The following is a 16,740-nucleotide window of genomic DNA, read 5'->3' as shown; positions in this document are numbered from 1 at the left end:
ATAATGCGCACTTGAATTGATAGCATCAAATCGTTTATAAGCATGACTTGATTATATTATGTTATGAACTGGAGAAAGTGTTGGCCCGTCTTACTTATCGTCAAATAGAAGCGTTTCGTGCTGTCATGTTAAATGGAACCACCAGTGGTGCGGCGGAGATGATGTGTATTAGCCAACCAGCGGTAAGCCGATTATTGAGTGATTTCGAGACAGAACTCGGCGTTACCATGTTTGAACGCTATAAAAAAAGATTGGTTGCGACACCTGAAGCCCATGTGTTTTATGCTGAAGTCGAGCGCTCTTTTGTTTCATTAGAGCGTCTGGCCAGAGCGGCTGACGATTTGAAAGAATGCCATTTGGGCTTTCTACGTATTGCTTGTATGCCCAGTGTCTCTATTGAATTTGTTCCGAAAGTTATTCACCTTTTTAATAACGCGCATCAGGGCGTTTCTCTTTCACTACAGGTTAGGAGTACTCAACAGGTCGCTGATTTAGTGGCCAGTCAGCAATACGATGTGGGTATTGTATCGGCCATTCCAGTTGCCGATGGCGCGATTGAATCCGAGTTATTAGCTAAGGTACGAATGGTCTGTATCCTTCCTCCCAATCATGCACTTGTCGATAAAGCGGTTATTTACCCAGAAGATCTAGCTGGGGAATCCTTTATTTCCCTTGGTCTAGAGCAAAGTATCCGTTCTAAAATAGACAGTGTGTTTGAAAGTGCCAATGTTCATGTCAAAAAAACCATGGACACCCAGCTTGTACACAGTGCTTGCGCCATGGTTCTTCAAGGTGCTGGAGTGTCGATTGTGGAGCCTATTGCAGCTCTTCACTATCAAAAGTTGGGTTTGGTATTAAAGCGTTTCGAACGACCAATAGAATATCGTTATAATTTGATTTACCCCGCCCACAAAGGTCGATCTAGTTTGACGCAAAACTTTGTCTTATTGCTTCGTCAAGAATTGATAACATTGCAAAAAAACAGTCATGGAGTCTTGGAGTTTGTGCCTTGAATTGATAAAGAGGCGCTTTTCATATGAAGATCGGTTTATTTATTAACATTGCGTCTATAGGTTTACTGCTAATATATAGCAAGAACATTTGTTTTAATGGGCTTTGGAGATTTCATGTTAGGTCGACTTTTTTTGGCTTTAGTCGCGGTGGTGTTATTGGCTTCTTGTGCTAATTACTCGACTCAAGACATTCAAGTTCAAGAAAGGCAGGTGAGCTTGCCCTTGCTGCGTGGTTGGCATAATGGTGAGGAAGTACGTTATATCACCACAGACGTGTCAGATAGGAAAATGGCGCAGTCGATGGGGGCAAATTACGCACCGCGCTTACGAGACGCGATTCCTCGTTATCCAAAACCGCCGCAGGTTAAAACCATACTTGAGCGAGTGTATGCCTTTCCTAATGGTGAGCAAGCCAGCAATGTATTTGCCTCCGTCCCCTCGCCGCTCGGTTATTTAAGTGAAGATAGGCGCTACTCGCCTGTTTGGTTGATGTATCAGGTGACTTGGAAAGATTCTAATAAAGCGTCTTCTCTGACTTCAGAAGAAGCGGTTTTAGAGGCGGAGGATGAAGGGCTGGTTATTATTAAGCGTACTAATATTGTGGTGAATTGCCCTGTTATTCCTTTTGACCCTTCACTTAACCGTAAATAGCTTAAAATGCAGATTCGCTACTAAAGCCTAGTCGAAAACAACTTGGTTTCGTCCTTGGTCTTTGGCCTTGTATAGATTGGCATCCGCAAGACTAATGTCATGTTGTACATCCATCAGTGGGTGTACTCTGGATATGCCAATACTGATGGTGACTTTTCTTTCAGGGTCGAGGCTTATCATAGACGTGGATTCGATAGTGCTGCGAATAGCTTCTGCTTTTTCTAAGACTGACGGTTTGTCAAACTTATCGTCTGTTAGCAGAATGCAAAACTCCTCTCCACCATAACGAAAAACGTTATCTGATCCTGCGATGTCAGACATAATGGTGACGATTTGTTTGAGTACATAGTCACCCATTTCATGGTCGTATTGGTCATTGACCTTTTTAAAATGATCAACATCGAGAAGCATGAAGAAGGCGGTTAATTTTTTTTCCGCTAAAGATTCAATAGTATTGTTGAATGCTCGACGATTCAAAGCGCCAGTCAGGTTGTCGATATGAGCCAGTTTATATAAGGCGTTCTCATTACTCTGCTTGTTTGATTCATAGGCGTGCGAGATAACACTTAGCGTTATATAGCCACAGACAAAGTTTAATAATTGATTGAGGTAAATCTTGTTGTAAAGGTCAATGTCTGCTCCTGATGCATTGATATAAAAGGCCGCGATGATGGTAAACAGGCTGAAGCATGTCAGGATAATGCCATATCTTAGGCCAAGTATTAGGTAATAAATGGTTGGCAGACAGAATGCCCAGAAAAAGACCCCATAGTTAAGGGGCATTGTTAATGTGGCGTACATTATGCTGAAGAATATTAAGCCGATATAGCCTCGCTTATGCCAACCTTGAAAGGGGTGTTTGCCTGTGTAGCGATATAAAAAAAAGGAAGAGGCAGCGAAGAAAAGCTCAATGATAGCTAACAAATAAATGTGGTTAACGAAGGTATTGAAGGCCGCAAAAATGATGGCAAGTATGCTTAGAACGAGACACAGTCCTCTAAGCACTTTAGTGGGTAGATGGTTTGCTGAATAGCTAGGTATTATCATTCGGCGGTTAGACTCTAATATAATATTAATCACAACATCATTATAGTGTCTTTGGAATAGTCCTTAATGGGACTATTTGTAGCGGATTTGTCGTGATTATGTACGCTAAAATAAAGCCATCTGATCGCCTTCTTTAGGTGGAACCTTGAAATGGCGGCAGTCGAGTGAGCTCAGACGGTTGTTGTCCAGACCATGCTTTCTTCTTGCGCTATGAAAGCGTTGCTTAATTAGGTCAGCAAAGACTCCTTCTCCTGTCATGCGTTTACCAAAGCGGCTGTCGTAGAGTTTGCCACCGCGCATGTCCATAATGCGTTTTAGTACATGCTCTGCTCGCTCTGTATAATGCTGTTTTAGCCAGTCTTCAAACAGGGGAGCGACCTCGTGGGGTAGACGTAACATGATGTAGTTAACGGATTGAGCGCCTACTTTAGCACAGGCTGCGACGATACTTTCGAGCTCGTTATCATTGATAAAAGGAATGATAGGGGCGATGAGTACCGTGACAGGAATACCGGCTTTGCGAAGTTTTTTAATGACTTGTAAACGTGTTTTTCCAGATGCGGTTCTTGGTTCTAGAATGCGCTTTAAGTCGTTGTCTAAGGTGGTCACGCTGATGGCCACATGAATGAGCCTTTTTGCTGCCATTTGAATGAGTATATCCAAATCACGCAAGATCAAAGTACTTTTAGTGATTAGAGAGATAGGCTGGTGGTGAGCCAAGGCGATTTCTAGTAGCTGGCGAGTAATGGCTAGCTGTTTTTCTATTGGTTGGTAAGCATCGGTATTGATGCCTAGCGCAATCGGCTCGCAGCGATAATTGGGCTTGGCGAGTTCTTCCTGAAACAAAAGAGCAGCATTCGTTTTGGCAACTAATTTTGTTTCGAAATCCAAGCCAGGTGATAAATCTAAATAGGCATGGCTAGGTCGTGCAAAGCAATAGATGCAACCATGTTCACAGCCTTTATAAGGATTTATCGACTGACGGAAAGGGACATCAGGAGATTGATTACGGCTGATAAGCGTTTTCGCTCTTTCATGGCGAACCTCTGTTTTGGGCGAAGAGGTTTCTAGTAATGCGATAGCGTCATCATTCTCATCTATTTCAACCAGTGTAATCGCAAAACGTCCCGCCAAATTGTTGCCTGTACCGCGGCCTTTTAGAGGCTTGTTGAGTGAGCTTTTTCTTGAGGAAGACGACATAAAACTAACCATTATACTGTTTATTTATACAGTATATTGGGCGTTTAAGTGGGAGAATGCAATCTTGTTTGTGTTTATTGTTATGAGGGTAACGGGGCCTGCTTGCTCATAGGGATATTTAGCAGGAAGCTTAATGCGGTTGCGAGTATGAATGCTTTAGAAACGATTAAATTCAATTTCTTATATTGATTTTTAGGTGTGGAAAGGAACGTGGAGGTGATCAGCGTTCCCTGTATAGAGATGACTTTTAGTTCATTTTAAGTGCGGATGTCAGTGTTTTAAGGTTATTTTTGAATGGTCTTTGCTAGGTTCTGTACGATTTTTTCACTCATAAGTTCAATATCTGAAGATTCGTTGTTTTGATCCCTTTGCAGGGCCATGATTTCAATATTGACGAGGGCTGAATTGTCTAGATAAGCGTATTTGGCAGTATACCCTGTTGCTTTAAGCTCTAGCAGTTCTTGGTTGGTTTTCAGCTTTCTTATTTGGTTAGGTGTGTTTACTTGATTTAAAGCGCTGTCTTCCCAGCTTAACCTGCGTTCATAGTTTACTTTAATATCGACTTCGGCTGCATTTGCTGTTGCGTCGGTAGAGTAAATGCCTCTTTTTTTTAAGTGCTTTTCTAGTGCGTCTTTAAATTCTGTTTGTAACGTGCTCTGTGAGGTAAAGCTTGTATCATCTGGAATGACACCGCTACCTAATGTTAGGGCGATACTGATGCTGTTTAAATGAAATGAAGTGATGTCTTTGTCGATTGATGTTATTTGTGCTTTTTTTGAGCAGCCTGTCATTATTAAAATTATGATTAAAAAGGAAAACTTCATACTCATGATCAACATCCCTATGGTTTATTAACATTGTATTCCTTAACCGATTGTAACGAAGTGTTAATATTCTGTCGATTTTAATATTTATGAGCACCTCTAACGCTATGCATTAGTTTATTTCAACTTTTTAAGTAGGCCTCTAAATTGATCATAGGTGAGCTTTAGGGACTGTGCAGCAAGTCGTTGGTTGTGCTGGTTGTCATTAAGCGCTTGTTGGATCAAATGTTGCTGGAGTTGTTGGGTTTGTTCTTTTAGTCCTAGCAGTGAATTAGGCGCAAAGCTTGAGAGCTTGGGTTCTTCCTGCGATCTAAAGGATGCCTTGTTGTGTGTTACCTCATCGTTTTGGTCGCTGTTCCTACTTGAAGTAGACGTAAAGGGGTTTATGACGATCTGATTGACAGGTGCTTCTTGAAACCCACTGCGATAAACGGAACGTTCAATGACATTTTTTAGTTCGCGGATATTTCCCGGCCAATCATGACTTTGCAGTTTTTGTAGGGCGTGTTTACTGAAGCCTTGAAAGTATTCCCAGCCCAGTTCTGTACTGAGCTTCATGGCAAAAAAATTTGCCAGTTCTTCAATGTCTTCTTTTCTGTCTCGTAAGGGCGGTACTTGAATGACATCAAAGGCGAGTCGATCCAGAAGGTCTGCACGGAATTCACCTTGTTGGCTGAGAGCCGGTAAATCTGCGTTGGTGGCCGCAACAATTCGCACGTCTACTCGCTGGGCTTTCGTGCTACCGAGACGCTCGAACTCACCGTATTCAATGAGTCTCAATAGCTTTTCCTGTACTCGTAATGACATGGTGCCGAGTTCGTCGAGAAATAAGGTGCCGCCATCTGCGCGTTCGAATCGGCCTTGATAGCCTTTGGTAGCACCAGTAAAAGCCCCTGCGTCGTAGCCAAACAGTTCACTTTCCATCAGGCTGTCACTAATGGCTGCGCAATTGAGACTGATAAAGGGTTGGTCCCAACGGGGCGACAAATAATGCAGCCGTTCGGCGATCAGTTCTTTACCGCTGCCGCGCTCGCCACATATTAAGACGGGGCGATTGATTTCTGCCAGAATTGAAGCATGATCAAGGGCGTCTGCGAGAGCTTGTGAACTCCCTATTACTCTTTGATTATTTTTCATGGGGTTATCAATTATTTGTAATTAAATGGTCAAAAAAACTATTTTATGCTGGTAGAAAATACCTCTCATTGGTCAAAAAAACCACTTTATGTTTTGTTTAAAGTGCATCGAATTAAATAAGTTCAATCTAATCAACGTGTTATGTTTTATGGCACAAAACCTGTAATAAGAGGGAAAGTAATTCATTAACTTGACTGAGTAAGGGAGATAAAACATGGGTATTTTTTCAAGAATGACGGACATTATTAACAGTAACTTAACCTCATTGCTGGACAAGGCTGAAGATCCTAAAAAGATGATCCGCATGATGATTCAAGAAATGGAAGAAACCTTAGTGGAGGTTCGTTCCAGTTCGGCCCGAGTGATTGCTGATCGTAAAACTACAGGTCGTCGTTTAGAACGTATGCGTACCGAAGCGACTGAGTGGGAAAATAAAGCGATGTTGGCGATTGGAAAAGGGCGCGAAGATTTAGCGCGTGCCGCCCTATCTGAAAAACAGCAGATCGAAAAAGAGATAGATGTCGTTGACCAAGAGTTGCTTGTTTTAGATGAGCATCTTGAGCACTTGAATGAAGAAGTCGGTCAGTTACAAACGAAATTAAATGATGCCAAGGCAAAGCAAAAAGCCATGTTGTTACGTCAATCTAGCGTTGAAAGCCGTATTCGTGTTAAACGTCAGAACCATAAGGCAGCGTTGGATGACGCCTTTGAAAAATTTGAGCGCTTTGAACGTCGAGTAGACAATTTAGAAGGTCAGCTTGAATCCATGGACGTTGGCATGGAAACAAAAGAAGACCTGAAATCCCAAATTGACGCCCTAGCGGATGATGATTCGATCAATGATGAATTGAGTCGTTTGAAAGAAAAAATGACCAAGACAAACTAAGCTGAATTAATAGTTGCTTGAGACCTTCGGTTCTCAGTAATTAAAGAAGACAAGGATTTGCATTATGAGTATGGCCGTATTTTTGTTTGTACCTACCATTATATTTATGTCAGTGGTTGCGCCAATTTGGCTGCTATTGCATTACCGCAGTAAAAATCGTGCGGTGAAAGGTTTGGATGAAGGGGATAAGCATGAGCTGGAATCTTTACTAATGCAGGCAGATAAATTGACAGATCGAGTGCAGGCACTGGAAAGAATTCTAGATGTGGAAAGCCCAGATTGGCGTAGCCGTGATGACGAATATCGCCGCTCTTCATCAGATCATTAAGTCGATCACCAGACTGACAAGAGAAAGAGGGTTGGAACAATGAAGTATAAATGCAAAGGCAATATCAAAGATAAAAAGTCCCATGGTTGGCACTTGAACTTGTACCGTAATAAGGACAAAGGTTATGTGGGGGGCGTGTGTGCAGGCCTTGCAGATCATTTTGATGTGGATGCTTGGGTGGTACGACTTTTTACTTTTGGCGGTTTTTTATTTCTTGGTAGCCTTGTAGTGATGGCTTATATCGCCCTATGGTGGTTTTTGGATATTCGTCCGCAAGGTAAAGATGGTTACGAATATGAGTACGATGAGCGTCAGCAAAGCTATCGTCCTAAGAAAATGTTTAAGTATTCTGACAGTGCGAATTCAAGGTTACGCCGTGCGAAAGAAAAGCTCGATGAGGCCACCAGACGAGTCACCGAAATGGAGCGTCATGTCACGTCGAGAAAATTCGACTTGGATCGTGAATTCTCAAAAATCCGCGACTAGTTTTTAATACATGGATTAATAAAAAGAGCTGTTGTCATTGGTAACGAATGGATTCGTTCGACGACCGCTTTTAACAAGGAGGATAAGGTTATGCAGATGAACTCTTCTCTTTTCCTATTGATATTAGGGAATAGCTTTCTATACATGGATGCAATATTAGCTTTGATTTTAGCCATCAGCAGTGACAGTTTTTTGGTTTTGCTATTCAATGTTCCTATCGTTGTGAGCTTGTATTGGTTACTTCGATTGGTCTCAAAGCGCTTATCATCTCTTTAATATTTCTATGTCGTTAGGAGGGGGCGTGAAGGTTAGATGCTGCCACCTTTTGGTTCTGCCGAGAATCCTGTGAGTCGGGCTAGGTCAACGATTTTTGCAATCGTTTAGAGGGTACACCACACCATTTAGATAGCATGTGAAAAAGACAAAGGCCAACATGCTTATAAGGTGTTGGCCTTTGTTAAGATAGAAAAGTCAGGTATGAAAAATATTATTTAGACAGATTCATCGCTGATGCTGGGAAGTTAAATTTACCATTGACATTCATTTGCTTGTCTTTAGATGGAATGGTTTTTAGTACATCCCAATGCTCAACTGCTTTGCCGTTTGCTACGCGAAATAGATCATAAAAAGCCGTAGGTTCACCGTTTATTTCACCACCACTGATGACTAAAACAAAATTGCCTTCCCCTAAGATTGCGTGGATTTTCTCGTACCTAACGGTTTGTCCCTGTGCCGCCATACCTGCGAACGCATCAGTTAACCCTTTTAGCCCATCTGCAATCGAAGGGTTATGTTGAGTGTATGTTTCTTGGCTGATGTACTGGGTGATTTTGTTGAACTGGCCTTCTAAAAAAACATCTTGGATTAAGTTTTTTATCAGAATTTTGTTTTGCTGGGTTTTGTCTAAGTCGGTTATTTGAGTCGCACCGTCAGTCATTGTGTGGCCACTAGGGTTCGGCTTGTTAGCAGGTTTTTGGTTATTATCCCAATGTTCAACAATCAAACCATCCTCAAAGCGGAAAACATCAAAAACCGCTGAGTTAAACGCTTTTACATAAGAATGCGTAACCACGTAGTCACCATCTTGAAAGGCGCGAACGACAGTGCCGTCTTCATCTTTTGCTATGGTTGGGAACTTATCTAAAAAGCCGTATAAACCTGCTTTACCAGAAGCGACGCCTAGGTTGTGCTGGATATAGGTTTTATCGCTTATGTAATCTAAAGAGGAGCGATCAGCTGTGCCTAGGTTGTTCATTACTTCAATGGCTTTTTCTTTATTGCTGAGTTGCGGTGTGCCAGTTGTGGCGCACCCAGAAAGAGCAACTCCAATGACTACGGCGGCAGAGATTAGGTGGTGTTTCATAATAAGTTTCCCTGATTAAATGATGCTACATAGAATAGACGATTAATTTTCCTAATGCAGTTTATTTGAGCTGAATCACATGGGAAAGCCCATAACAAAGTGCCCATAATGCAGCACTACGTAATCGCCATCTTGCAGGGCGCGAATCATATCGTCTGTGTTCTTTGTATGGTTGGAAACGGCTCTAGATAGGCGACTAAACCTGTTTTTGTTGAAGTGATGCCTGGATTGCGCCGTATGTAAGTGCATCACTTATGTGATCTAGATAGGGTCGATCCGCTGTACTTGTGTTCTTTAGTATGGTGTTAGTCATTGGTTTTAAGTGAGTCCAAAAAACTCACTTTTTGTTGCGCTGACAATGGTGAAAATAAAAAGCCAACTGGGTCTAGAGGTTGGCTTTTATTGTTTTGTTTGTCCCGTCCTGAAATAGGTTTATACCGTAAAGCGTTTTACTTGTCCGGCGAGTTCGTTGGTATTTGATAAGGTTTCGTTAACCGAAGAGCGAACATTTTGAGAAATCTCAAAAACCTCTTTTGACATGTTTGAAAGGTTTGATAGGTTCTCATTAATTTCATCAGTTACTTTACTTTGTTGCTCCGTTGCACTTGCCGTTTGGGTGGTAAAGTCGTAAATGTGTCCGGCTGATTGTTTGACTTGATTAATGGATTCCATTGTTTCCTGTGCTAAGGAAACACTGGTCTCTGTCATAGTCACACTTTTCGTAATGGCCGAGACAGCATGACTAACGCCAGATTGTAGGTCGTTAATCATGGTTTTAATGTCTTCGGTAGAGGCTTGTGTTTTGCTTGCAAGATTACGTACCTCATCGGCAACAACGGCAAAGCCACGCCCTTGTTCACCTGCGCGAGCGGCTTCAATTGCCGCATTAAGCGCGAGTAAATTGGTTTGCTCGGAAATACCAAGAATAACGTCCAATACAGAGGCAATGTTATCGGATCGGTCGGTGAGTTGATTGATCACCAGTGCTGCGTTTTTAATCTGTTCTGATAAGTTAGTTAGCTGGGTTATGGCCTTGTCTAACTGTTTTACACCATCATCTGCTGTTATATTTAGCGTCGTTACTTCGTTCACTGTGTGTAACGAGTTTTGCGCAATATCACGATTAGCACCACCCATCTCTTCCACTGCGGTGACGACAAATTCAAGGGCTTGATGTTGCTGACCACTTAACTCGGCGGACTGAGCTACGGATGGGTCTAGCTGATGCATTTCTTGGCGGATATGTTCACATCCATTGCGTACTTCACCAATTAAACGCCCTAATCGAGCGACAAACTGATCTAGTTCGCGGCTTAAATCGCCCGTTTCATCTTTATTGTCACTGTTAATTCGACGGGTTAAATCGCCATCGCCACTGCTAATTTCATGAACGCCATGGGTAACGCGTTTTATGGCTTGGGATATGTTTCGTGGCGCGAACCAAGCAAGAGAAGCGCTGAGTATAAAAGTGATGGCGCCGAGAATGGTAATGGCCAGTTGAAAGCGATGTGTATTCTTGTCTATGGTGGCTTTTTCTAGGGCGGCATGTTTGGTAATCATTTGATTAGATAGGTCATAAAGATCACGTAATGAAGAGAAAAGCACGTCATTACTGCCAATAAATAAGATAGTGGCTTTACCTCTTTTGCCTGTTTTGATTAGATCTATAATGGTTTGCGTTTGAGTACTCCAGTCTGCATAACGCTGTTCGAAGTTAGCCAGCATATTGGTGATCTCGGGAATTTCTTTGCTCAGTTCTTGGAAGCTTTTCATGCGCTCATAAGCCTGTCGAGCGTTGGATAATGCTGTTTCTTCATTCGCTTCAGCGGCCATTTTACCATTTCTATTAAACGCTAAGTTAGCTAAGGCCAAACGCGACTGATAAAGGTCTCTATCGGCGTTTTGTATGAGATAACTGCCGTTGGCATATTTGCCTAAATTGTTTTGCAGATAGCCGATTAATAATTGCGTTGAGATAACTGCACATAAAAGGATTAATGCGAGAAAGCCAAACGCCAGTGTGTAGCGTCCACGTATAGTATTAAGAGAGTTCATTAAATATCCTTAGCTTTAATTGGGTTAATTTTATGAGTGCTGTCAAAAGAGTTGATCGGTTTTGTAAGATTTTTATCGTTTATAAAATTTTGTGTATTTTAGTTATTTTTTGTAATCTTTTGAAAGTTTTTTTACTCGGTCAGAGGAATACTTTTAAGCGCTACTATGCCTATTGCGATAATTTGTAGCGGTTTTGATCTTAATTTGCTGTATTGAGTATCTAGGTGGCCTAGGGAGGTGCGAGCAAGTTCTCTTGTCTTGATTTGAGTACAGATTGAAATGGAAAAGCGCTAGAGTGAGTTGGGTGAAATAAAACTGGATAGAGGGGGTTATTATGTCGGAATACTTTGCCACGGTGGTATGGACACGAGGCGAGCAGGATTTCTTAAATAAACGCTACAGTCGTGTCCATGAATGGCAGTTTGAAGGGGGCGTGACTGTGCCTGCATCGTCGTCACCTCATATTGTGCCACTCCCCATGTCGGTTGCAGAAAACGTTGACCCTGAAGAAGCGTTTGTTGCCTCTATATCGAGCTGTCATATGTTGTTTTTTTTGGATTTTGCGTCACGGAAAAAGTGGATTGTTGAGCAATACACAGACAAGGCGGTTGGCACCTTGGCGAAGGGAAAGAGCGGTAAGTTAATGATGACCGAAGTGGTGCTAAGACCTGAGGTGACCTTTGTCGGCGAAAGGCCCAGTGCAGAGGCACTGACAGAATTGCACCATCAGTCCCATGACGCCTGTTTTATTGCCAACTCCGTGCTCACGAATGTTAGGGTAGACGAGGCTTTTTTAGCGTAAGTCGTCATAGGAAAAAAACTCAATATTCTGTGTGATATTGCATCAAGTTAGGTGTTCATTTCCGGTTATCTTATAAAATCGTTCAACATTTTTTGTTACCTCGCCCCAATGGGAAGCCGTAACTCGGGCTTGATGTTGCTCGAAGGCGGATTTGTCGGTGAATGCTTCGTACACATCAAATCTATGGGGATTCTCTGTATCTTGGGCCACAGTGAAAACTATACAGCCAGCTTCTTGACGAGTCAGAGTGATATGGTTTGGCAGTTCAGCCAGTACCGCTTCTATATCTTCCGACGGTACTTCTATATGTCCACTTAGTGTGACTTTTGACATGTTATTCCCCTTTATGAGACCCCGTGCTTATTTCTTTAATCATTAAGTTTATACGTCATGTAGGTGACATCAAAAGGCAGATGTTCGAAGCCTTTGGTGTCGCCTGTTATGAAGCCGATTTTCTCGTACCAGTCTTGCAATTGTGTATGTTGAGCTATGATACCAATGCTGATTAAGTCGAGCTGATCAGACAGAGCCTGTTGAATAACATGTTCTACCAGTTTTGAGCCTGTGCCTTTATTTTGCTGATCTGGCAGAACCGATAAGCGGTTCAAGTAGGCTTTTTTAATCGCATTTTCTCGTACAGGCACTTCATAGGCGACACAGGCGATTGGCTGACTATTTTCAGTCAGCAGGAAATAGCGCTCCCCTCTGTCAAAATCTGCTTGTATCCATTCGCTTTTACAAAAGGAGGGGTGTTTTGGGCAATTATCTTGATTGATCTTGAAGCGGGTCGCAACAGGTCGATTGGCTTGTCGAATTAAATGGGCGAGTACTTCTGCCTGATCTGCGAAAACTTCTTTTATCTGCTTCACGGCTTTTTCCCTATTGTGCTTTTTTAGCGACGCTGAATGCTAGCGACCAGTTAAACTTCACCGCGCAGACGGCGAGTAAAACGAGTGCCACACCAATGCCTTGAAAAAGACTTATTTGTGTCGAAAAAGCGAAATAGTCGACGAATAGAGCGGTAACGGGATAGATAAACGACAGTAGGGCAATCAAGCTGGTAGGCAGCTTTTGGAAGCTGTCGTACATGATGATGTACATAAAGCCGGTGAGCACAGCACCGAGAATTAATAGGTCTACCCATTGGCTGGTCTGCGTTGGCAAGCTGTCAAAGTCAGCAAAAGGCAAGAGCATAAAGATGCCAACAATCACCTGTATCAAGGCCACAAAGGTCGAGGGAACTTGGCTGACTTTTTTCGTTACAAGCGTGGTCGCGGTATAAAGCAGGGCAGCGCCCAATGCGAGTAGTAAGCCAATAAGGGCAGAAGGCTCGTCGTTGTTATGTGATTGCTGGTCAGAAAAAAGTGCAGCAATCTCATGTATATCCAATTCGACAATTAAGAATAATCCGGCAAAGGCCAATGCCAGCCACAGCATCAAAGAGGTAGATAGCTTTTCTCTTGTTAAAAAGGCACCGGCTAATACTAAAAATAGTGGCTGCATGTGGTAGGCCACGGTGGCGATGGAAAACGGAATGTAGTTGAACGAGCCGAATAATAGAATCCAGTTGGCCACCAAGGTGATGCCGCCTAAGACGATCATCATTAAAGTACTGGATTGGAAAAACTCGCGTCGTATGAGACCTGCATAGTAAGCATAGGCTCCCAACGTTATAGCGCCGATCATGCAGCGAAAGAACACCACATTCCATAGGGACTGTTCTGAACTAATAACAAAATAACCAATGGTGCCAGACAGTATCATGGCAAGGGTGAGTTCTAGGCTACCTATTGTGCTGTTTGAATGTTTCATCATCGACTCCTGACTCAACCTTGTTTTCACTCAAAATGAGTTTGCTTTGTAAGGTGAGTGCTCTATGGTGAATAGAATAAAGCCGAAAACGTGATTTTGGCAGGCACAGAAAAAGACAAATAAAGCCAATGACTGTATCTATTGGAGGTAAAAATGCGAAATAACCTTAAAAAAGAAGAAAGCCAGTTAGATGGCATTGATGCAAGGCTAATTGAACTACTTTATGACAACGCACGGACTCCAGTGACCGAACTGGCTCGTGCTGTTGGCATGACAGCCCCGAGCGTTAATGAACGCCTAAAACGGTTGGAAGAGAGTGGCGTGATATCCGGTTATCGAGTAGAGGTGAACCCGCTGGTGCTTGGTTACAGCTTAATGGCGATCGTTCGTATGCGTCAGTTACCGGGCAAAATGAAAGCCCTAGAAGCGCAAATTGATTCGATTGCAGAGATAGTAGAGTGCGATAAGGTAACGGGCGATGACTGCTACATTGCGCGTTTGTATTTAAAAGATATTAGTCAACTAGACCCTATTTTAGACAGCATCTCTGAGTTGGCCGATACCAATACAGCGATAGTGAAATCGACGCCAGTAACACGAAGGCTGCTGATTTAATCGCGAGAGGAAACAATCATTCGTGTACAATGGTTAACTATTATTGCTCTAACTGTTTGTGTCAGACATTGAGAACCTATGAAATCAAATAATCCTTTATTACTAGATAATCAGCTGTGTTTTGCCTTGTATTCGACTTCGTTGGCGATGACGCAATTTTATAAAGCGCCGCTGTCTGCCATTGGCCTGACGTATCCTCAATACACTGTGATGTTGATTTTATGGCAACAAGATGGCGTTAGTCTGAAGTATATTGGTGATTCCCTTGGGCAAAAATCAGGGGCATTAACGCCGGTTATTAAGCGTATGGAGGCCGATGGTTTGGTGCAGCGTTTACGCGGTGTAGAAGATGATCGAAGCTTAAGCATTGCATTGACCGACAAGGGACGACAGTTACGAGAAAAAGGGCTAGAGGTGAACCGTTGTGTGGCCGAAGCCTGTGGGATGGATATGGAAGAAGTGAGGGCCTTGCGGGAGCAACTAATGACGTTGAGAGCAAAACTAATCAAATAATGATTGCTCGATAATAGTTATTGCGATAGCATAGATTCATTAGCTCAGGTAACTGAGCTTTTATTTGACTATATTGTTATCGCAATAACTATTATTTGAGTAACTTAATTCAAACATATCATTCGAGGATAAATATTATGCAAGCCGTTTATAGTGCAACAGCAACATCTACTGGTGGCCGTGATGGTCGTTCTGTTTCATCTGATAACAAACTAGACCTTGCCCTAAGTACGCCAACAGAATTGGGTGGCGCGGGTGGTGAAGGTACGAATCCAGAGCAACTTTTTGCCGCAGGCTATTCTGCTTGTTTCATCGGAGCATTGAAGCTGGTTGCTTCGCAGCAGAAAATAAAAGTGCCTAATGACGTTAACGTTACAGCCACTATTGGCATTGGTGAAAACACAAAAGGGGAAGGTTTTAATATTTGTGCGGATTTGGAAGTGAGTGTGCCAAATGTAGAGGTGAGTGTCGTAGAAAAGTTGGTGGAAGCAGCGCATCAGGTTTGCCCATATTCTAACGCTACCCGCGGCAATATTGAGGTGAACTTTACCATTAAGTAAACAGACCTTTATTTGCTATATGGTGTTTTAAACCCTTCGGTACATTAGGTATCTAAGGGTTTTTATTTAATGTGAATTAGAGTGCTAACCGACTACACTTCTTCGTATGCTGTTTTAATTCGAAAGAGGTAAATATGATGCTTCAAAAGCTCGATCAAGCTGCGATAACTGTTGCACTAAGACAGCTCAATGCCGGTTTGGAAAAAGACTGGGTTGTTGAGGATCAAAAACTCACTAAAACCTTCAAGTTTAAAGACTTTCAGTATGCATTTGGTTTTATGGCCATGTGTGCCTTATACGCCGAAAGACAAAACCATCATCCGGAGTGGTTCAATGTGTACAGCACAGTGAAAGTCCAGCTGATGACTCACGATGTGTCTGGCATTTCCCATAAGGACTTTGACTTTGCTGCTAAAATGGAGGCTTATGCATCGATATAGGTGGCCACAACAGACCCTTATATCGATGCATAAGGTTTTATTTTTTATTGGGCTCTTCTTAATTGAGCTCTCTTTAATTGAGAAGTATGGCTGACAGCACCTGGCTGGATGTCGGAACGAGTCCCACTTTCAACCCAAAGGGTTTAAATACCTTGTTAATGATTTCTGGCGTGTAGTTGCCTTTGTCGTTTTCAATTTCAGATAAGGTTTTACGGGAGACACCGACTAGCGCCGAGTATGCGTCTTGCCTTAGGCCTAGAACACGAACTCTGAGCTCACGTAACGCCACGCCCTGTGTTATTTCCTCCATCATTAAACGCTTGGTCAGGATATTGATTGCTGTAGTTTGCTCGCCTGTGGTTAGCGGTTGTACATGTTTAGACACCCGTTGTCTCATCAAATCAGACGGCTTTGTTTGTGGTGAGGTATGAAGGGTGATAGGAACAACCTTTGCCGGTTCGATTGGTTTAGTTGGGGTAATGGCCTTTTTGGCAGGAGCCTCTGCCTTTACGGCAGGCTTGATTGTCTTTTTGACCGGTGTAGAAGGCTTTTCTTTAGCGGCTTTTTTGTCTACCTGCTTATCTTGTTTCTTCTTTTTTAATTCAACCTTCTTTGATTTTTGCTTTTGCTTCTTTTTCGGCGATTTCATTGGTTGAATGCTGTCTAATTGTCCTTTCATTTTCATGGTGAATACCTCATCTACGGCTTAGATATGATGATCAAAAATTGCACAGGAATTGATGTTAATTAATTAACATGACAAATAAGTAACAGTAGAGAGGTTTATGAGTTTATTTTCCACCTTTGTTAGTTGTCATCCTCTTTTTGCTTATTCGCAAATCTTGATGCGATATTGATTAGTCCTTTTCTGCCAGCTTAAAAGACTATCGATAAAGTAAGGTCACGCACAAGGCACAAGTATTGGTTACTCTTCCATGACTGTTTATTCATCTAGAAACCTTTGCATGATTGCTGCGCGCACCAATACATTGTTAAAAACAGACTCAA

21 protein-coding genes are annotated in these 16,740 nt (G+C 42.4%); 11 read left to right on the top strand and 10 right to left on the bottom strand.

Annotated elements, in window-relative coordinates; genetic code table 11:
• The first annotated feature begins 80 nt into the window (after positions 1-80).
• Both I8J31_RS00105 and I8J31_RS00100 read left to right on the top strand, forming a co-directional pair.
• Positions 81-1,013: a LysR substrate-binding domain-containing protein gene (locus tag I8J31_RS00105; protein ID WP_199466156.1), complete on the top strand. Its 933-nt coding sequence runs from the start codon at positions 81-83 to the stop codon at positions 1,011-1,013.
• 114 nt (positions 1,014-1,127) lie between these two features.
• Complete coding sequence (locus tag I8J31_RS00100; protein ID WP_199466155.1) at positions 1,128-1,664, top strand: DUF7482 domain-containing protein; 537 nt, start codon at positions 1,128-1,130, stop codon at positions 1,662-1,664.
• Between the two features lie 27 nt (positions 1,665-1,691).
• Here the strand turns inward: I8J31_RS00100 and I8J31_RS00095 are convergent, their stop codons facing one another.
• From I8J31_RS00095 to pspF, 4 genes are all read right to left on the bottom strand, one after another.
• The gene (locus I8J31_RS00095) at positions 1,692-2,711 is read right to left on the bottom strand and encodes a GGDEF domain-containing protein (RefSeq protein WP_199466154.1); all 1,020 of its coding nucleotides are present in this window, start codon (positions 2,709-2,711) and stop codon (positions 1,692-1,694) included.
• A gap of 105 nt (positions 2,712-2,816) precedes the next feature.
• Positions 2,817-3,911 (bottom strand): PA0069 family radical SAM protein, encoded by a 1,095-nt coding sequence (locus I8J31_RS00090; protein WP_233402514.1) that lies wholly within the window; start codon positions 3,909-3,911, stop codon positions 2,817-2,819.
• Between the two features lie 284 nt (positions 3,912-4,195).
• Positions 4,196-4,741: a hypothetical protein gene (locus I8J31_RS00085; RefSeq protein WP_199466152.1), complete on the bottom strand. Its 546-nt coding sequence runs from the start codon at positions 4,739-4,741 to the stop codon at positions 4,196-4,198.
• 111 nt (positions 4,742-4,852) lie between these two features.
• Positions 4,853-5,872 (bottom strand): phage shock protein operon transcriptional activator, encoded by a 1,020-nt coding sequence (pspF, locus tag I8J31_RS00080; RefSeq protein WP_199466151.1) that lies wholly within the window; start codon positions 5,870-5,872, stop codon positions 4,853-4,855.
• A gap of 214 nt (positions 5,873-6,086) precedes the next feature.
• Here pspF and pspA point away from each other — a divergent pair, with 214 nt between their 5' ends.
• From pspA to I8J31_RS00060, 4 genes are all read left to right on the top strand, one after another.
• Positions 6,087-6,758, top strand: a complete 672-nt coding sequence (pspA, locus tag I8J31_RS00075) for a phage shock protein PspA (RefSeq protein WP_199466150.1) — start codon at positions 6,087-6,089, stop codon at positions 6,756-6,758.
• 64 nt (positions 6,759-6,822) lie between these two features.
• A complete protein-coding gene (pspB, locus tag I8J31_RS00070; protein ID WP_199466149.1) occupies positions 6,823-7,086 on the top strand; it encodes an envelope stress response membrane protein PspB in 264 nt (87 codons plus the stop codon).
• 39 nt (positions 7,087-7,125) lie between these two features.
• The gene (locus I8J31_RS00065; protein WP_199466148.1) at positions 7,126-7,572 is read left to right on the top strand and encodes a PspC domain-containing protein; all 447 of its coding nucleotides are present in this window, start codon (positions 7,126-7,128) and stop codon (positions 7,570-7,572) included.
• Positions 7,573-7,662: 90 nt separating this feature from the next.
• Positions 7,663-7,848, top strand: coding sequence for a hypothetical protein (locus I8J31_RS00060; protein ID WP_199466147.1), 186 nt, complete (start codon positions 7,663-7,665; stop codon positions 7,846-7,848).
• A gap of 211 nt (positions 7,849-8,059) precedes the next feature.
• Here I8J31_RS00060 and I8J31_RS00055 read toward each other — a convergent pair whose 3' ends face one another.
• Both I8J31_RS00055 and I8J31_RS00050 read right to left on the bottom strand, forming a co-directional pair.
• Complete coding sequence (locus tag I8J31_RS00055; RefSeq protein WP_199466146.1) at positions 8,060-8,935, bottom strand: nuclear transport factor 2 family protein; 876 nt, start codon at positions 8,933-8,935, stop codon at positions 8,060-8,062.
• A 432-nt stretch (positions 8,936-9,367) separates the two neighbouring features.
• Complete coding sequence (locus I8J31_RS00050; RefSeq protein ID WP_199466145.1) at positions 9,368-10,990, bottom strand: methyl-accepting chemotaxis protein; 1,623 nt, start codon at positions 10,988-10,990, stop codon at positions 9,368-9,370.
• A gap of 334 nt (positions 10,991-11,324) precedes the next feature.
• Here I8J31_RS00050 and I8J31_RS00045 point away from each other — a divergent pair, with 334 nt between their 5' ends.
• Complete coding sequence (locus tag I8J31_RS00045) at positions 11,325-11,792, top strand: OsmC family protein (RefSeq protein WP_199466144.1); 468 nt, start codon at positions 11,325-11,327, stop codon at positions 11,790-11,792.
• A gap of 42 nt (positions 11,793-11,834) precedes the next feature.
• Here I8J31_RS00045 and I8J31_RS00040 read toward each other — a convergent pair whose 3' ends face one another.
• The 3 genes from I8J31_RS00040 to I8J31_RS00030 are packed head-to-tail and all read right to left on the bottom strand — an operon-like array spanning position 11,835 to position 13,604.
• Positions 11,835-12,125, bottom strand: a complete 291-nt coding sequence (locus tag I8J31_RS00040) for a putative quinol monooxygenase (protein WP_199466143.1) — start codon at positions 12,123-12,125, stop codon at positions 11,835-11,837.
• A 35-nt stretch (positions 12,126-12,160) separates the two neighbouring features.
• On the bottom strand, positions 12,161-12,661 hold the full coding sequence (locus I8J31_RS20810; protein ID WP_199466142.1) for a GNAT family N-acetyltransferase: 501 nt from the start codon (positions 12,659-12,661) through the stop codon (positions 12,161-12,163).
• 10 nt (positions 12,662-12,671) lie between these two features.
• Positions 12,672-13,604 (bottom strand): DMT family transporter, encoded by a 933-nt coding sequence (locus I8J31_RS00030; RefSeq protein ID WP_199466141.1) that lies wholly within the window; start codon positions 13,602-13,604, stop codon positions 12,672-12,674.
• Positions 13,605-13,757: 153 nt separating this feature from the next.
• Here I8J31_RS00030 and I8J31_RS00025 point away from each other — a divergent pair, with 153 nt between their 5' ends.
• The 4 genes from I8J31_RS00025 to I8J31_RS00010 all read left to right on the top strand — a co-directional run bounded on the left by I8J31_RS00025 (position 13,758) and on the right by I8J31_RS00010 (position 15,732).
• Positions 13,758-14,219, top strand: coding sequence for an Lrp/AsnC family transcriptional regulator (locus I8J31_RS00025; RefSeq protein ID WP_199466140.1), 462 nt, complete (start codon positions 13,758-13,760; stop codon positions 14,217-14,219).
• Positions 14,220-14,297: 78 nt separating this feature from the next.
• The gene (locus tag I8J31_RS00020) at positions 14,298-14,732 is read left to right on the top strand and encodes a MarR family winged helix-turn-helix transcriptional regulator (RefSeq protein ID WP_199466139.1); all 435 of its coding nucleotides are present in this window, start codon (positions 14,298-14,300) and stop codon (positions 14,730-14,732) included.
• 137 nt (positions 14,733-14,869) lie between these two features.
• On the top strand, positions 14,870-15,292 hold the full coding sequence (locus tag I8J31_RS00015) for an organic hydroperoxide resistance protein (RefSeq protein WP_199466138.1): 423 nt from the start codon (positions 14,870-14,872) through the stop codon (positions 15,290-15,292).
• A 134-nt stretch (positions 15,293-15,426) separates the two neighbouring features.
• Positions 15,427-15,732, top strand: a complete 306-nt coding sequence (locus tag I8J31_RS00010; protein WP_199466137.1) for a 4a-hydroxytetrahydrobiopterin dehydratase — start codon at positions 15,427-15,429, stop codon at positions 15,730-15,732.
• Between the two features lie 73 nt (positions 15,733-15,805).
• Here I8J31_RS00010 and I8J31_RS20805 read toward each other — a convergent pair whose 3' ends face one another.
• A complete protein-coding gene (locus tag I8J31_RS20805) occupies positions 15,806-16,417 on the bottom strand; it encodes a helix-turn-helix transcriptional regulator (protein ID WP_233402513.1) in 612 nt (203 codons plus the stop codon).
• Between the last annotated feature and the right edge of the window lie 323 nt (positions 16,418-16,740).

Origin of the sequence: Marinomonas transparens (genome assembly GCF_016463975.1) — a bacterium.
Lineage (GTDB): Bacteria > Pseudomonadota > Gammaproteobacteria > Pseudomonadales > Marinomonadaceae > Marinomonas > Marinomonas transparens.
The sequence above is the reverse complement of the archived record's forward strand: the minus strand, read 5'-3'. Positions and strand labels throughout refer to the sequence as shown.

What these genes read in the sequence shown, in the direction of transcription:
- I8J31_RS00100 (WP_199466155.1), top strand. Translation starts at nt 1,128, where the DNA reads ATGTTAGGTCGACTTTTTTTGGCTTTAGTCGCGGTGGTGTTATTGGCT.
- I8J31_RS00095 (WP_199466154.1), bottom strand. Translation starts at nt 2,711, where the DNA reads ATGATAATACCTAGCTATTCAGCAAACCATCTACCCACTAAAGTGCTT.
- I8J31_RS00090 (WP_233402514.1), bottom strand. Translation starts at nt 3,911, where the DNA reads ATGTCGTCTTCCTCAAGAAAAAGCTCACTCAACAAGCCTCTAAAAGGC.
- I8J31_RS00085 (WP_199466152.1), bottom strand. Translation starts at nt 4,741, where the DNA reads ATGAGTATGAAGTTTTCCTTTTTAATCATAATTTTAATAATGACAGGC.
- pspF (WP_199466151.1), bottom strand. Translation starts at nt 5,872, where the DNA reads ATGAAAAATAATCAAAGAGTAATAGGGAGTTCACAAGCTCTCGCAGAC.
- pspA (WP_199466150.1), top strand. Translation starts at nt 6,087, where the DNA reads ATGGGTATTTTTTCAAGAATGACGGACATTATTAACAGTAACTTAACC.
- pspB (WP_199466149.1), top strand. Translation starts at nt 6,823, where the DNA reads ATGAGTATGGCCGTATTTTTGTTTGTACCTACCATTATATTTATGTCA.
- I8J31_RS00065 (WP_199466148.1), top strand. Translation starts at nt 7,126, where the DNA reads ATGAAGTATAAATGCAAAGGCAATATCAAAGATAAAAAGTCCCATGGT.
- I8J31_RS00060 (WP_199466147.1), top strand. Translation starts at nt 7,663, where the DNA reads ATGCAGATGAACTCTTCTCTTTTCCTATTGATATTAGGGAATAGCTTT.
- I8J31_RS00055 (WP_199466146.1), bottom strand. Translation starts at nt 8,935, where the DNA reads ATGAAACACCACCTAATCTCTGCCGCCGTAGTCATTGGAGTTGCTCTT.
- I8J31_RS00050 (WP_199466145.1), bottom strand. Translation starts at nt 10,990, where the DNA reads ATGAACTCTCTTAATACTATACGTGGACGCTACACACTGGCGTTTGGC.
- I8J31_RS00045 (WP_199466144.1), top strand. Translation starts at nt 11,325, where the DNA reads ATGTCGGAATACTTTGCCACGGTGGTATGGACACGAGGCGAGCAGGAT.
- I8J31_RS00040 (WP_199466143.1), bottom strand. Translation starts at nt 12,125, where the DNA reads ATGTCAAAAGTCACACTAAGTGGACATATAGAAGTACCGTCGGAAGAT.
- I8J31_RS00030 (WP_199466141.1), bottom strand. Translation starts at nt 13,604, where the DNA reads ATGAAACATTCAAACAGCACAATAGGTAGCCTAGAACTCACCCTTGCC.
- I8J31_RS00025 (WP_199466140.1), top strand. Translation starts at nt 13,758, where the DNA reads ATGCGAAATAACCTTAAAAAAGAAGAAAGCCAGTTAGATGGCATTGAT.
- I8J31_RS00020 (WP_199466139.1), top strand. Translation starts at nt 14,298, where the DNA reads ATGAAATCAAATAATCCTTTATTACTAGATAATCAGCTGTGTTTTGCC.
- I8J31_RS00015 (WP_199466138.1), top strand. Translation starts at nt 14,870, where the DNA reads ATGCAAGCCGTTTATAGTGCAACAGCAACATCTACTGGTGGCCGTGAT.
- I8J31_RS00010 (WP_199466137.1), top strand. Translation starts at nt 15,427, where the DNA reads ATGATGCTTCAAAAGCTCGATCAAGCTGCGATAACTGTTGCACTAAGA.
- I8J31_RS20805 (WP_233402513.1), bottom strand. Translation starts at nt 16,417, where the DNA reads ATGAAAATGAAAGGACAATTAGACAGCATTCAACCAATGAAATCGCCG.